A 14,386-nucleotide genomic window follows, 5' to 3' on the forward strand; every position below is an offset into this window, starting at 1 on the left:
GGTGCTTGGCGAAGGCGGCCAGGCCGACCAGGTCCAGCAGCCGGGCGACCTTGGACTTGCCCTGCTTGGCGCTGGAGCTCTTGGGCAGGCCGATGGCCACGTTGGCCTGCAGGGTGTGCCACGGCAGCAGCCGGGGTTCCTGGAACGCGACGGCGCAGCGGGAGTCGATGCCCTGGACCGGAGTGCCGTCGATTTCCACCGCGCCGGCGCTGGGCGCGTCGAGGCCTGCGGTGGCGCGGAGCAAGGTGGACTTGCCGCAGCCTGACGGGCCCAGGATGGCCAGCACCTCGCCGGGACGGACCTCGAAGTTCACGTCGCGCAGCACGGTGTGGGCCTGTGCTCCCGTGCCGAACGTGCGGTTCAGGGCGCGAAAGGAAACGGCCAGCGCGGAGTCGGAACGGGCCGCGGGTGCAGCGGCAACGGGAGCCGCGTGGCGGGACGACGACAGTACGGCAGTCATGGGATCACTCCATCGATCCTGGCAGTAGCACCCTACGGATCAAGCCGTGCGGCCCGGCAATCGCCGGCCGTACCCGTGGCTTGTCACCTCGTTATCACCGGCAGCCTGGGTGGGCTTCCGGTGACCAGGGTTGCTGCGGCGTCGTCGATCCAGGTCTCTCGGCCGCTCGGGATGGTCACCACCAACTAAACGGCACGGGCGGGGCTCCCGGCAAACTGCCCGTAATAATGACCCGTAACAAAGGCGGAATGACAATCTGCCGTAACAAAGGCGCGAACCACTCGTGGGGAACCCGCCGGGGAAACAGGCGCATCCCCGCTAACCATGGACGCAACTTCGGCTCAGTGGCAGGATGACCGCATGAAAATCAGCAGAGAGATCATCGTGTTCGACGCCGCCGACCTCGCGGCGGAGAGCACCTTCTGGGCCGGCCTCTTGGACGGGACGGTCGAGGCCGAAGACGACTGGCACACGGTCATGGTGGACGGCGAATCGCGGCTGGGATTCCAGCTTGCGCCCGACCACATCCCGCCCGACTGGCCGGACGGGACGCCGCAGCAGATCCACCTGGACCTCTACATAGACGATCTCGCGGCCGCCCATGAACAGGCGACGTCCCTGGGTGCCAAGCTGCTGAAGCCGGCCGATGACCCGGCGTCCGCCTCGGGGTTCCAGGTGTACGCCGACCCCGCCGGACACCCCTTCTGCCTCTGCTGGGACGCGTAACGCCGGCCCGCCCCCTCGGGGCCATCACGACGGCGATGCCCCCGTTCGCTCGGGTGTCGCCGGCGTCGCTGCCTCCTTTCATAGCCAGCCGACGACGCCGCCGTCTCCTCCCGCCCATGTGCCGCCGATGTTGGACGTTGCTCCCGGGGCGGGCCCGGCGGGGCGGTCAGTCAGGCGGGCGGATCCGCCGGGATGAGGACCGTGGAGAACAAACGGCGGTGCCGCCCCTTTTCAGGGCCGTTGGCCACCACCTTCTCTGCGGCAGCCCTGATGGCGGAGGTGAAATCCTCGAACTCTTCGTCCGTCATCCAGAGGGCGGTCTGCCGGTAACCGGCCCCGTCGCGCACGAAGTCCGGATTCCCCCCGGAGATGTATTGGTCGAAGGCACCCAGCAGCCCGGCCGCAAAGGCCATGAAGCCGCGCCGGTGGTCATCGGCCGTCATGGACGCCAGATCGTCCTCGGCCACTGAACTCCTGGCTACGTCCAGTCGAAAGGTACGTTCGGTGGTGCCGCGAACCGGTCTCTCCTGGGCCACCGCCAGCACGCCGGCCTTGGAGAGCGTGCTTATGTGCCGGTAAAGCGTCGCGGTGGGAATGTCGGGGAGTTCGGCGGAGATCTCCGCCGTGGTCAGCTCACGGTTGCCCAGCAGCGTCTGGACGATCCGCAGGCGTACGGGGTGCAGGATCAGGTCGGCGCTCTGTGAGGAGGACATGGCTCAACGTTCTCACAGTTGACATTGTTCCTGCAACTGATAATAATCGTACTGTCCGGTAACCAAATGGGCGACCGACGACCAAGACACGAGCAATAAACGACCCGAAGGGAGGCGCGGTGGCGGCGATAGTGGTGGAGAACAAGGAGGTTCTGCTGGAGCTGGATCGATTCGAGAAAGTTGCGGGGCTGCTCGGCGACCAGCGATTCCCGCTGTCCGCGGTGACCTCCGTCCGGGTGCTCGCGTATGCGTTCGACGGCGTCCACGGATGGCGGGCTCCCGGGCTTGCGATCCCGGGACGGACTCGGGTGGGAACGTGGCGCGGCCGCGGCAAGACCCTCGCCGTCGCCCGCCGCGGCACCCCGGCAGTTCAGCTTGACCTGGACGGGCAAAAGTACGCCCGGGTGGTCGTGTCGCTTCCCGATGCCGAGGAAGTTGCGGCCCGGATCCGGAAGGCCGCCGGCCTGCCCGCCGGTCAGGCGTTCACCGAAGAAGTGATCAGCTTCCCGTCCGGGACCGTTCAGCTGACGGGAACCTGGGCTGAACCGGCCGGAACGGTCCGCGGCGCCGCGCTGATCCTGCCGGGCTCGGGACCGATCGACCGCAATGCCGACCACAAACGGATGCCGTTGGGCATCAGCCGTGACTTGGCGACGGCACTTGCCGGCCACGGAATCGCTTCCCTGCGCTACGACAAGCGCGGTACCGGCGACTCGGAAGGAACCTTCTGGGCGGCCGGCTTCCGTCAGAACACCGACGACGCCGCGGCCGCCCTCCGCTGGATGGCCGCCCAAAAGGCCGCGGGCCTCCCGGTGTTCCTGGTCGGCCACAGCGAAGGCAGCTACCACGCGGCGGCCGTGGCGGCAGAGTCCGGTACACGGGTGGATGGGGCTGTGCTGCTTTCAGCCTCGGCGCAGACAGGCTTTGAGACAGGCAGGTGGCAGACGGCCCAGATCAGCGACTCGCTGCCCGCCTTCCCGCGCTTGCTGCTGAAGCTTTTCCGCCAGGACCTGGTCAAGGTGCAGGCGAAGTCGGTGGAAAAACTTCGGCTCACCACCGAGGACGTGGTGCGCATGCAGGGCCGCAAGATCAACGCGCTGTGGCATCGGGAGTTCCTCGACTTCGACCCCGTTCCGAACTTGGAGCGCCTGCACATGCCGGTGCTGGCCATCACGGGCGCCAAGGACGTGCAGGTGGACCCGGCCGACCTGGACATCATCGCGGCCACTGTCCCCGGCCCGGTGACCACGAGGAAGATCGAGGACCTGTCGCACCTGCTGCGCCGCGACCCGAAGGTTCCGACCCTCTCCGACTACAAGCGCCAGATCCGCGAGCCCGTGGACGCTGAAGTGCTGGAACTGGTGGGGAACTGGGTGGCGGAGCACGCCGACGCAGCGGCGGCCCGGTTGGCTGGCTAGCCCCAAACCATCGACTGTTCAGCTGGCGCCCTTAAACCGACGGGTTGAGGGCGCCTGCCGACTCCTCGATGAGGGCGGCTGAGGGGGAGAGGGCCGGCGGCGGTTCCGGTGCCGAAGAGTCGCGGGTAGGGTCGAGCCATGGCACACCAGAATGACCCCGAAGTCGTCCGGCGGCTGCTCGAAAACCCCGGCCGCTGGGCCGTCGTCGGCCTGTCCACGAACCCGCACCGGGTGGCCATGCGCATCTCCCGGTACCTGATGGACCAACTGGACATGGAAGTCGTCCCCGTCAACCTGCAGGGCGACGACGTCCTCGGCCTGACCGGTTACCAAAAGCTCGGGGACATTCCCGGCGAGATCGACGTGGTGGACTGCTTCGTGAACTCGCAGAAGGTCGGCCCGGTGGTGGACCAGGCCATCGAAGTCGGTGCCAAGGCGGTGTGGCTCCAGCTGGGCGTGATCGACGAAGCCGCCGCGGAACGGGCCAAGGCGGCCGGGCTGGACGTCGTCATGGATACCTGCCCGGCCATCGAGGCCCCGCGCTTCGGTTTATAACAGCAGCTCACGGGCTGCGGTCAGCCCTGCCCCGCCTTCGGACGGCCGCCTCGAGTCCCCGCATCACTCGTACACAGCGATGAAGCGGCCGACGACGCCTCCCGCGCGAAGCTTGTCGATTGCGCCGGGAATGTCGGCATGCTTGATGTGGTTCATGGGTGGTTTGAGCTGGCCACTCTTCATCAGCTCGTAGATGCCGGCAAGATCCTCCTTGGTACCGGACTTTGAGCCCCTGATGGTGAGCTGGTTGATGATGATCGGGTAGGTATTGATGGTCGATTCCAACCGGCCCATGCCCACCTGAACCAGGGTGCCGAACTCAGCGAGGGTTTCGATGGCGGCCGAGGTCGTGGTGCCGAAGCCGGCGTAGTCCACGATCAGCTCCAGGTTCTTGTCCTTGAACTCTTCGATCGAGGCGCCGACGCCAGCCAATCCGATCTCGTCGGCCAGTTTCTGGGTTTCCGGATTGACCTCGGCGCCGTACACCTCGGCGCCGACCAACGCGGCACAGCGTGCACCGATGTAGCCCAGTCCGCCCAGGCCGATGACGCCGACCTTCATGCCGTTCTTCGCCCCGCCGACCGCCATCATGGCATGGTAGGCGGTCAAGCCGGCGTCGGTCGCCATCGCGCCGAGGTCGAACGGCACTTCGTCGGGCAGGGCGACGAGATTGTCGTCGGTCGCGCGAAGCTTGGCGGCGAAGCCTCCATCCCACTTCCCGTAACCCAATGCGTCCCCGTCCGACATCACCGGAGAGAGGCCTACGCGGTCGCCAATCTTCCAATGGTCCATGCCCTCGCCGACCTCGCTGATAACGCCGGCGGATTCATGGCCCATGGTGCGGGGCAGGCCGTGCTGGAACAGCGCCATCCATCCCGGATCATCGAGCGTCGAGACGTCCGAGTGACAGACCCCCGACGCCTTGACGTCGACGACCACTTCACCGGGGCCAGCGTGGGGTTCCTGAACCTCATTAAGCTCCAGCGGCTTCTTCGTGCCGACAAATTGCCATGCCTTCATGATGAACCTCCCGTACGACGGCCAGCGGACGGTGCCCGTCCCGGCCCGGCCATATTGGCAGTGCACCTCCACGGTAGTCCCCTCGTAACCAGGCCAGTAGGGGACAGCCGCGCAGAGGAATGCGCACGGCTTAATGCGCCGGGCGGAAGCCTGCAGCCCCAGCCCGTGGAGCCGGGCGGACGCCTGCCGGCCCCAGCCCCCGGAGCCGGCTGGGGCGACGGGCCGTCGTCGTCATCAGAAGCGGTTTCCGTAACAAACGGCAGCAGAATGTCATGGCCTGTCATGTGCTTCCCTGCACCGGATCGGCCCCGGCATACTCGACTCCGAGATCAAGAGTCCCAACGACAAGCTCTGGCTGGTTGGGCGGCAACCCTCTCCCGTAGCGGGGTGCCCCAGATGAGGATCCGGCCGCGCACAACACCGTGCCCGGCAAGTACGGCCCCCTCCGGGATGCGCCCCAACCGTGACGGTTGCTGCGCCGCGGGTCCGGATGGGAGCCCCGCCGTGAGGAGCCAACATGACCGCCGTCGTGACCGCCAACAACCCGCAAACCCGCCCAGCCCCGTGGGCCGGACAGGCTACCGCCGAGGAACTGGCCCACTGGCAGCAAGTAGCCGAAGGCGTTGCCGCCGCGCTGGCCCCGGACGTGCTGGAGCGCGACCGACGCAACGCCGACCCGCACGCCGAGGTGGAGCTGCTGCGCAACTCGGGCCTGCTCAACCTGATCATCCCGGCCGACTGGGGCGGCGAGGGCGGGCACTGGGAGAGCGCGCTGCACGCCGTGCGCATCCTGGCCCGCACCGACGCGTCGATCGCGCAAATACTCGGTTACCACTACGCCAACCTGGGCGCCGTCGTGTTCTACGGTGATGCGCAGGTCCAGGAACGACTGCTCCGCCGCTCCGCTCGGGGCCGCTGGTCCTGGGGCGACTCCGTGAACCCGGTGGACCCAAATCTGGAACTTGTTCCCGACGGCGACGGCTTCCGGCTGAACGGCACCAAGCACTTCTCCACCGGCGCTTCCGTCGGCGACGCCATCCTGGTCAACGCCGTGATCGCGGCCGGACCCGAGCGGGGCAAGTTCCTGGCCCTCGCGCTGGAGCATGACCGAACGGGCATCGGATACCTCGGGGACTGGGATGCGCTCGGACAGCGGCTCTCGGCCAGTGGCTCGGTGAAGTACGACGGCGTGCAGGTCACCGAAGCGGACATCATCGGCGAGGTAGGGGAGGAGCCTTTCTCCACGCTGGTTACCCCGTACATCCAGCTGGCCTTCGGCAGCCTCTACCTGGGCATCGCGCAGGGGGCGCTGGACCGCGGACGCCGGATCACGCTGGCGCGCCGGAACTCCTGGTTCCTCAGCACGCAGGAGACCTATGCCCAGGATCCGCTGACGCAGCGGGTCTACGGCGAGCTGGTGTCGCGGGTTGCCGCGGTGGAGGCCCTGGCCGACCGGACGAACGCCAGGTTCGACGCTGTTATTGCCGCCGGCGCGCAGTTGAGCGCGGAAGCCCGGGCGGACATCGCGCTCGAGATTGCGCGGCTCAAGGTCGTGTCCACCGAGGTGGGCGTGGACGTGGCGAACCGGATCTTCGAGACCACCGGCTCGTCCTCCGCGAAAACCGAGGTCGGGCTGGACATTTTCTGGCGCAACATCCGCACGCACACCCTGCACGATCCGGTCGACTACAAGAAGGTCGAGGTCGGCGCCAACTACCTGCTCGGCGACGTCCAGCCGATTTCGCTCTACACCTAAGCCGCGCGGAACGCCGCACACCCCTGCAGCAGCCCGCGGGTCACCTCATGCTGCCCGCCATCCGCGGGCCCACCACCGATGGCCCCAACCCGCGGGGCCCCAACCCGCGGGGCCCCATCACCGGTGCCCGCAACCCGGGCGCCCCATCACCACTGCCCGAAACCTGAGGGCCTCATCTGACGCCCTCACGGCGAAACCTCCAGGAGAACCACCATGACTGAAACACTCGACAACCTCGCCACGGCCTTCGACGCCGCGGCCGCCAAGTACCGTCCGATCTTCGCGCGCATCGCCGCCGGGGCGTTAAGCCGCGAGCTCACCCGCAAGCTGCCGTTTGAGCAGATCGGCTGGCTGAAGGACGCCGGTTTTGGCGCCACACGGATCCCCGCCGAACTTGGCGGCGACGGGCTGGACTGGGAAGAGTTCACCCGGCTCCTGATCGAGTTGGCCGCCGCGGACAGCAACATTCCGCAGGCGCTGCGTTCGCACATTGCCTTGGTGGAGGAGAACCTGTACCACAACGGCCGCACCTCTGACCGCGGCGCCTGGCTGCGGCGCTTCGCGTCCGGCGAGCTGGCCGGCAACGCCTGGACCGAACCGGGCGCCGGGGGAACCGCCACCGTGCTGTCCGAGACCGGCGGCAAGCTGCTGCTGAACGGCCGCAAGTTCTACACCACCGGCACCATCTTCGCGGACTGGATCGACGTCACCGCCAAGCGCCCGGACGGCTCCGATGTCTCGGTGATCATCTCCACCAAGACGCCGGGCGTGGAAACCTTCGACGACTGGGACGGTTTCGGCCAGCGGCTCACCGGCAGCGGCACCACCGTGTTTACCGACGCTGTGGTGGACCCTGCCAACGTGTCCGCCTTCGCCGACCGCTTCCCGTACCAGACGGCGCTCTACCAGCACATCCTGCTGGTGACCCTGGCCGGCATCGCTCAGGCCGTCACCAGCGAAGCCGCAGAGAACGTACGGGACCGCAAGCGGGTGTTCGGCCACGGAAACGCCCCGCTGGTTCGGCACGACGCGCAGGTCCTGCAGGTGGTCGGCGAAATCAGCGCCAAGGCCTACGCCGCGAAGGCAACCACGCTCGGCGTTGCCCGCAGCCTGGACCGCGTCTTCGCCTCGCGGCAGTCAGACGCCGACGCCGAGAAGGCGGCCAACATCGCCGTCGAACTGGAATCGGGCCGGGCGCAGATTGTGCTCAGCGCCTTGGTCCCGGACGCCGCAGGCGCCCTTTTCAACGCGCTCGGTGCCTCCTCGACCAGCACGGACAAGGCACTGGACCGGCACTGGCGCAACGCCCGCACCGTGGCCACGCACAACCCGTTCATCTATAAGGCCCGGATCATCGGCGACTGGGAAGTCAACGGCGCCGAGCCCCCGTACGTCTGGACGATTGGCGAGGCCAATGCCGACGCCGCGCGTCAGCCACAGAGCGACGGCGCCCGTCCAGCCAGCCAAGCCACCCGCTCCGCGGCCTTCTAGGAAGAAGCCAACTATGTCCGTATCCGTCAATAACCCAACCCTCGCCGCACCCGAGACCGCCGCGGCCGCCAATGCCGGTGCTCCACGGCTCTCCGGCCGGCTGGGCGTCGCCAGCATCGTGCTCATCGTGCTGGCCGCCGCGTCGCCACTGGGCGTCATCGGCGGAACCGTCCCGCTGGCCATCGTCAGCGGCAACGGCGCCGGCCTTCCCTTCATCTACCTGCTGGCCATGGCCATCCTGCTGTTGTTTGCCGTCGGCTTCACCACCATGACACCGCACGTGCCAACGGCCGGCGCGTTCTTCAGCTACGTCGGCAAAGGCCTCGGCCGCAGGGCGGGCCTGGGGGCGGCCTTCGTGGCCCTGCTCTCCTACCTCGCGCTGGAAGCCGGCGTCTACGGCCTGCTGGCGCCGGCCGTCGACGAAGTGGTGCGCGCCTACGGCGGGCCGGCACTGCCATGGTGGGCATGGGCCGCTGCCGCCCTGGCCGCCGTCGCCTGGCTGGGCCACCGCAACATCGAGCTCTCCGGCAAGGTGCTGGGGGTACTGCTGGTCGCCGAGGTGCTGATCGTGCTGGTTTTGGACGCTGCCGTAATTTTTGGCGGCGGCGGTCGAGAGGGCCTGTCCACCGGGTTCGTCACTCCGTCGACCGTGCTGTCCGGGGCGCCCGGCATCGCGCTGTTGTTCGCCATCCTGAGTTTCATTGGCTTCGAGGCCACCGCCGTGTTTCGCGACGAGGCACGGGACCCGGACAAGACGATCCCGCGCGCCACCTATGTAGCCCTCATCGTGGTGGGCGGCTTCTACGCGCTCTCCAGCTGGCTGCTGATCAGCGTGTGGGGCGACGAGGGCATCGTCCAAAAGGCCACGGACGCGCCCGGCACCTTGCTCTCGGAGACTACCGCGCTCTACCTCGGAACCGCGGGCAGCCACGTCATCCAGGTACTGCTGGCCAGCAGCCTGTTCGCCTGCATCCTGTCCCTGCACAACATCAGCTCACGCTATTTCTTCCAGATCGCCGGACAAGGCATTTTCCCCGCCAAGCTGGCCGGCACGCACACCCGGCACCACTCGCCACATCTGGCCTCGGCCGCTTCGACCGGAGTGGTGGCCCTGTTCCTGCTGGCCGCGGTGGTGGCCGGCTGGGACCCCATCGTGCAGTTCTACACCTGGTTTGCCGGTTTCGCCTCCCTGGGCGTGGTGGTGCTGATGACGGTCACCAGCATCGCGGTGCTGGTTTTCTTCCGCCGGCAGGGCGCACCGGCCCGCGACTGGAAGCGCTCGGTCGCCCCGGCTCTCGGACTCCTCGGGCTGCTGGCCATCCTGGGCCTGATCCTGCAGAACCTGCCCACCCTGGTCGGCAACAGTGTGCCGCTGGCGATCGCCGTCGTCGTCCTGATTCTTGTCTGCCTGGGGGCCGGAGCGGTGGCGGGATGGAAGCGTCCGCAGACCAAAGCCGGCTCCGCACCGGCGTCGTGATTTATACCCGGCGTAACGCGTCGTAATTCTTACTCCGCGTGACGCGGAACATTTCCCTCCGGACGCCCCCGGGTGTCCAATGGAGGGGTACCCATCCAGAGCGGCCGAGAGACCTGGCTTGTTGACGCCGCAGCAACCCCCTCCCTGAGGAAGGTGCTACCGCCAGGACCGATGGAGAAGCTCGATCTCTCGTTGGTCTTCCGTTGGCAGCCGCATGCCCGACGGAGGGCTGGCGCGGGCTCTTCTCATCAGAAAAGGAGCCTGACATGACCGTAAACAACCCGCAGCCCAACCCCCGGCGCCAAGTTCGCTTCAACGCCTTCGACATGAACTGCGTGGGCCATCAGTCGCCCGGACTGTGGCGCCACCCGCAGGACAAGTCCCCCACCTACAACACCATCGGCTACTGGACCCACCTGGCCAAGGTGCTGGAAAAGGGCCTGTTCGACGGCCTGTTCATCGCCGACGTGCTCGGCACCTACGACGTCTTCGGATCCTCCAACGAGACCACGCTGCGCGCCGGCACACAGGTCCCCGTGAACGATCCGTTCATGCTGGTCTCGGCGATGGCCGCGGTGACCGAAAACCTCGGCTTCGGCGTCACCGCCGGCACCGCCTACGAGCACCCCTACCCGTTCGCCCGCCGCCTGGCCACGCTGGACCACCTGACCAACGGGCGGGTCGGCTGGAACGTGGTCACCGGTTACCTGCCCTCGGCGGCGCGCAACATGGGCCAGGAAGACCAGCTGGAGCACGACGAGCGCTACAACCACGCGGACGAATACCTCGAGGTCATCTACAAGCTGCTCGAGGGCTCGTGGGAGGACGACGCGGTGGTCAAGGACGTGGAGACCGGCGTCTTCACCGACCCGGCGAAGGTCCACGAGATTCGGCACGAGGGCAAGTACTTTAAGGTTCCCGGCATCGCCATCACCGAGCCGAGCCCGCAGCGCACCCCGGTCATCTTCCAGGCCGGGGCTTCCAAGCGCGGCACCGAGTTCGCCGCCGGGAACGCCGAGGCGGTGTTCGTGACCTGCCCGACCAAGGAGATGCTGGCCGCATCGGTGAAGAAGATCCGCGACGCCGTGGAGGCGGCCGGACGCGACCGCTACGACGTCCGCATCTACGCGATGCAGACCGTGGTGACCGGGCCCGACACCGCCGCCGCGCAGGCCAAATTCGAGGACTACAAGTCCTACGCAGACATCAACGGGGCGCTGGCGCTGATCTCCGGCTGGATGGGCGTGGACCTCTCCACCTACGGCCCGGATGACGTGATTGGCGAAAACGTGAAGTCCAACGCCATCCAGTCCTCCGTGGAGACCTTCCAGAAGGCCTCCGGCGACAGCGGCAAGCCGTGGACCATCCGCCAGCTGGCCGAATGGGTCGGCGTCGGCGGTTTCGGCCCGATCACCGTCGGCTCCGGCGCGGAGGTAGCCGCCAAGCTCGTGGAGTGGGTCGACGAGACCGACGTGGACGGGTTCAACCTGGCCTACGCGATCACCCCGGGCACCTTCGAGGACATCGTGGAATTCGTCGTGCCGGAACTGCAGAAGCTGGGCGCCTACCCCACGGAGTACGCGCCGGGGACCCTGCGCAACAAGCTCTTCGGCCGCGGCGACAAGCTGCCGGAGAACCACCGGGCCGCTGGCTTCCGCCTGCAGAACGCGCTGGCCCACCGAGCTTAGGCACGGGCAGAACCATCTAAACAACGACGGCGGTGCGCCTGGCCCACGGGGAGGCGCACCGCCGTCGTTCTCCGGTGCCTACATCTTCGCGTAGCGCGCCCGGGCGCCCATGTAGAGGCCGTAACAGATCAGGCCAACGGCGACGACGGCGAGTGCGGCCGGGCCGAAGGCCTGATCACGCAGCGCCTTGAGCGCCCCGTCCAACCCCTTGACCTCCTGCGGGTCGTGCTGCACCGCGGCCACCGCCAACAGCAGCCCCAGCACGAACAGTGCCAGCCCCTTGCCCGCATAACCCACGACGCCGGTCCACGTCACGGCGGTGCCGGTGCTGCCCCTGGGGAGCCGTTTGAGGTCGTCCAGGAACTTCTTCTTCAGGCCCTTGTACACGTAAAAGACGCCGGCGCCCATGATGACGGCGCCAATCAGGAACAGGACAACGGCACCGCCCGGCCACTGCATCAGCCTGGTGCTGGCGTCCTGGGAACTCTGGCTGCTGTCGGCGCCGGAACCCAGCGCGAAGCTGCCGAACGATACCGCCACCACCGTGTACGCGATGGCCAGTCCCACGGACTTCGCCCGGTAGCCCCACCTCTTCTTTGCCTCCCGGCCGCGGCCGCCGAACACCGCCTCGCTGATCTGCCACAAGGCCAGGGCGGCGGCGGCAAGCATGCCCGCCCAGAGCAGGAACATCCCGCCCGGAGTCTTCGCCAGGCTTGAGGCGGCCCCGGTCTGGTCCGCCTCGCCGCCTCCGCCGAAGGCGAGCCGGAGCGCGATCGCGCCGATCAGCACGTGCAGCAGGCCGCTGGCCACGTAACCGAACCGCGCCACCCGCTCGAACGCCTTGGAATTGGCGGCGACCTCGGTCTTGTCCTTGGCCCTGCCGGCCGCCCGCTTCGCTTCCCTGCCGGTGTCTGACATGGGTCTCCTCTCCAGAGCCGTCGCCCGTTCCGAAACCCGCCGGCGGCACCGAAGCCCGCCGTCGTTCCCCGTGAAACAACTGTGAAACCATCCTGCCACCGAAGTTGCCGCCGCGCACCGGGCGGAACTAGGGCGGGATGCGGTCCAGGGGGCGTCGGGCCAGGCTCGGGTGGGGCGGGGCACGGAGGCCGGGTGGGCACGTCGATCTCCGCAGAACCGTGAGCGGCGCGGGCGACGCTCGGGCGGGGCGAGGCACGGGCGGGGCGAGGCACGGAGGCCGGGTGGTACGTCGATCTGCGCAGAACCGTGACCGGCGCGGGCCGGGAGCAGTAGGCTCGTGCCCATGGACGCAACCGCCCTGCGCGCATTCTGCCTGTCCCTGCCCGGGGCGTTCGAGGACTTCCCGTTTGGGCCCGAGTCGTCGGTGTTCAAGGTCCGGGCGGCAGGCCGAGCGGCGAAGATGTTCGCGCTCTCGGACCTGCAGGCGCCGCGGCTGAGCATCAGCCTCAAGTGCGAACCGGTGCTGGCGCAGCAGCTCCGCGCGGCGCATCCGGAGATCACGGGTGCCTATCACATGAACAAAACGCACTGGAACGGCGTGCGCTGCGACGGCGGGCTGCCCGACGACATGCTGCGGGACATGATCGAGGACTCCTACGACCTGGTGGTGGCGTCGCTGCCGCACCGCGACCGCGAGATGCTGGGCTGGATGGGCCTGGCCAGGGGCGACGATGCGCTGCAGGGCTGAGCGGTGAGGGCCGAGGACCTGGGCGGGGTTCCGCTGACGTACGACGGCGTGGGGTTGAGCCGGGAGCGCACCTCGCCGCCGGGATACCGGGTCGTCGACGAGCGAGTCGGTGTCGGTGAGGGGGAAGACGCTTTTCACCGGCTGGCCGAGGGGCTGATGGGGTGGGAAGTGCATCGGCTGGCCGGGCTGCGGGTCGATGCCACGGGGCCGGTGGCCGCCGAAGGCGCGGAGGTGGTGTCCGGGTTCGGCGTCGGGCCGCTGCGGCTCGCCATCCCGTGCCGCGTGGTGTGGACGGAACGGACGCCGACCCGGACGGGCTTCGGCTACGGCACCCTGCCTGGACATCCGGAGTCGGGGGAGGAAGGCTTTGTGGCTGTGCTGGAGGGGAGCGGGCGGGTGGTCTTCGAGGTGTTCGCGTTCAGCCGGCATGCCAACTGGTTCTACCGGGCAGGAGCACCGGTGGCGGAGGCCGCACAGCGGCTGGTCACGCGGCGCTATATTGCCGCGGCCAAGGCGCTCGCCGGCGGGCAGGCCGGGCACCGCCGCTAACTGATTGGCCGCACCTGACCTGACGGACCGCGCGGTACATGACAGGATGAAAAGACACCCCCAACAGAAGAAAGGCTGATGCCTCGTGATTTTCATTGTGGTCAAGTTCAAGGTCAAGGACGAGTACGCCGATAACTTCCCCGAACTCGTCCGCGAATTCACCGAGGCGACGCGTGCCGAGCCGGGCAACCTGTGGTTCGACTGGTCGCGCAGCGTGGAGGACCCCAATGAGTACGTGCTGGTCGAGGCCTTCCGGGACGACGCGGCCGAAGCGCATGTGAAGAGCGACCACTTCAAGAAGGCCATGCAGGAGCAGCCGCAGTACCTGCAGGAAACGCCGCGGATCATCAGCCGCCAGGTCGAGGGCGACGACTGGGACCTGATGGGCGAAATGACCGTCGCGTAGCGGCCCGCGCGGCCGGTGGGGCTGGCAAGCGGCCGGTTCTTCGCCACAATAGGCCCATGGAAAATTTCACGCCGCGCACCGCCATCGTCACCGGTTCCGACTCCGGCATCGGCCGGGCCACCGCCGTCGCGCTCGCCCGGGCAGGGCTGGACGTGGGGATCACCTGGCACTCGGACGAAAGCGGGGCTGAAGAGACCGCGCAGGAGGTGCGCGCGCTCGGCCGCAGCGCCGCCGTCGCCCACTTGGACACCACGGACCTGCCCGGCTGCGGCGACGTGGTCGATTCGCTCGCGGAGCAACTCGGCGGACTGGACGTGTTCGTCAACAACTCCGGCACGGGCGCCTCGGAGCCGTTCCTGGAGTTGGACTACGAGACCTGGCGCCGGGTGGTCGCCACCGACCTGGACGGCGCGTTCGTGTGCATGCAGCGGGCAGCCCGGCGGATGGCGGATGCCGGCCGC

15 protein-coding genes and 2 riboswitches are annotated in these 14,386 nt (G+C 68.1%); of the genes, 11 read left to right on the top strand and 4 right to left on the bottom strand.

The window, feature by feature from the left end:
* Positions 1–460: ATP-binding cassette domain-containing protein (locus AC5RUJ_RS03755; protein ID WP_494155608.1), on the bottom strand; the 460-nt coding region annotated here is incomplete at its 3' end.
* 360 nt (positions 461–820) lie between these two features.
* Between AC5RUJ_RS03755 and AC5RUJ_RS03760 the strand changes: the two genes are divergently transcribed.
* Complete coding sequence (locus AC5RUJ_RS03760) at positions 821–1,186, top strand: VOC family protein (protein WP_494127723.1); 366 nt, start codon at positions 821–823, stop codon at positions 1,184–1,186.
* A 170-nt stretch (positions 1,187–1,356) separates the two neighbouring features.
* Here AC5RUJ_RS03760 and AC5RUJ_RS03765 read toward each other — a convergent pair whose 3' ends face one another.
* Positions 1,357–1,899, bottom strand: a complete 543-nt coding sequence (locus tag AC5RUJ_RS03765) for a helix-turn-helix domain-containing protein (protein WP_494127724.1) — start codon at positions 1,897–1,899, stop codon at positions 1,357–1,359.
* 119 nt (positions 1,900–2,018) lie between these two features.
* Here AC5RUJ_RS03765 and AC5RUJ_RS03770 point away from each other — a divergent pair, with 119 nt between their 5' ends.
* Both AC5RUJ_RS03770 and AC5RUJ_RS03775 read left to right on the top strand, forming a co-directional pair.
* Entirely contained in the window at positions 2,019–3,317 is a 1,299-nt protein-coding gene (locus AC5RUJ_RS03770) for an alpha/beta hydrolase (RefSeq protein WP_494127725.1), read from the top strand.
* 138 nt (positions 3,318–3,455) lie between these two features.
* Positions 3,456–3,872, top strand: a complete 417-nt coding sequence (locus AC5RUJ_RS03775; RefSeq protein WP_494127726.1) for a CoA-binding protein — start codon at positions 3,456–3,458, stop codon at positions 3,870–3,872.
* Between the two features lie 63 nt (positions 3,873–3,935).
* Here AC5RUJ_RS03775 and AC5RUJ_RS03780 read toward each other — a convergent pair whose 3' ends face one another.
* Positions 3,936–4,892, bottom strand: a complete 957-nt coding sequence (locus tag AC5RUJ_RS03780) for a zinc-binding dehydrogenase (protein WP_494127727.1) — start codon at positions 4,890–4,892, stop codon at positions 3,936–3,938.
* Between the two features lie 327 nt (positions 4,893–5,219).
* Positions 5,220–5,334, top strand: a riboswitch (SAM riboswitch).
* A 75-nt stretch (positions 5,335–5,409) separates the two neighbouring features.
* Between AC5RUJ_RS03780 and AC5RUJ_RS03785 the strand changes: the two genes are divergently transcribed.
* The 4 genes from AC5RUJ_RS03785 to AC5RUJ_RS03800 all read left to right on the top strand — a co-directional run bounded on the left by AC5RUJ_RS03785 (position 5,410) and on the right by AC5RUJ_RS03800 (position 11,304).
* Complete coding sequence (locus AC5RUJ_RS03785; RefSeq protein ID WP_494127728.1) at positions 5,410–6,648, top strand: acyl-CoA dehydrogenase family protein; 1,239 nt, start codon at positions 5,410–5,412, stop codon at positions 6,646–6,648.
* A gap of 213 nt (positions 6,649–6,861) precedes the next feature.
* Positions 6,862–8,139 carry an acyl-CoA dehydrogenase family protein gene (locus AC5RUJ_RS03790; RefSeq protein ID WP_494127729.1) on the top strand — a complete coding sequence of 426 codons (1,278 nt, stop codon included), beginning with the start codon at positions 6,862–6,864 and terminating at the stop codon, positions 8,137–8,139.
* 13 nt (positions 8,140–8,152) lie between these two features.
* Complete coding sequence (locus AC5RUJ_RS03795) at positions 8,153–9,616, top strand: APC family permease (protein WP_494127730.1); 1,464 nt, start codon at positions 8,153–8,155, stop codon at positions 9,614–9,616.
* Between the two features lie 88 nt (positions 9,617–9,704).
* Positions 9,705–9,794: riboswitch (SAM riboswitch) on the top strand.
* Between the two features lie 88 nt (positions 9,795–9,882).
* Positions 9,883–11,304, top strand: a complete 1,422-nt coding sequence (locus tag AC5RUJ_RS03800) for an LLM class flavin-dependent oxidoreductase (RefSeq protein ID WP_494127731.1) — start codon at positions 9,883–9,885, stop codon at positions 11,302–11,304.
* Between the two features lie 78 nt (positions 11,305–11,382).
* On the opposite strand, the gene AC5RUJ_RS03805 is transcribed toward AC5RUJ_RS03800, so the two are convergent.
* Positions 11,383–12,222 (bottom strand): DUF1206 domain-containing protein, encoded by an 840-nt coding sequence (locus AC5RUJ_RS03805; protein ID WP_494013280.1) that lies wholly within the window; start codon positions 12,220–12,222, stop codon positions 11,383–11,385.
* Positions 12,223–12,565: 343 nt separating this feature from the next.
* Here AC5RUJ_RS03805 and AC5RUJ_RS03810 point away from each other — a divergent pair, with 343 nt between their 5' ends.
* The 4 genes from AC5RUJ_RS03810 to AC5RUJ_RS03825 form a co-directional block, all read left to right on the top strand.
* The gene (locus tag AC5RUJ_RS03810) at positions 12,566–12,970 is read left to right on the top strand and encodes an MmcQ/YjbR family DNA-binding protein (RefSeq protein WP_494127732.1); all 405 of its coding nucleotides are present in this window, start codon (positions 12,566–12,568) and stop codon (positions 12,968–12,970) included.
* Positions 12,971–12,973: 3 nt separating this feature from the next.
* Positions 12,974–13,519: a DUF1990 domain-containing protein gene (locus AC5RUJ_RS03815; RefSeq protein ID WP_494127733.1), complete on the top strand. Its 546-nt coding sequence runs from the start codon at positions 12,974–12,976 to the stop codon at positions 13,517–13,519.
* 85 nt (positions 13,520–13,604) lie between these two features.
* Entirely contained in the window at positions 13,605–13,925 is a 321-nt protein-coding gene (locus AC5RUJ_RS03820) for a putative quinol monooxygenase (protein WP_494002047.1), read from the top strand.
* A 56-nt stretch (positions 13,926–13,981) separates the two neighbouring features.
* Positions 13,982–14,386 (top strand): SDR family NAD(P)-dependent oxidoreductase (locus AC5RUJ_RS03825; protein WP_494155609.1); only part of this gene is annotated, 405 nt, incomplete at its 3' end.

The sequence above is a fragment of the Arthrobacter sp. Y3223164 genome (assembly GCF_059091005.1).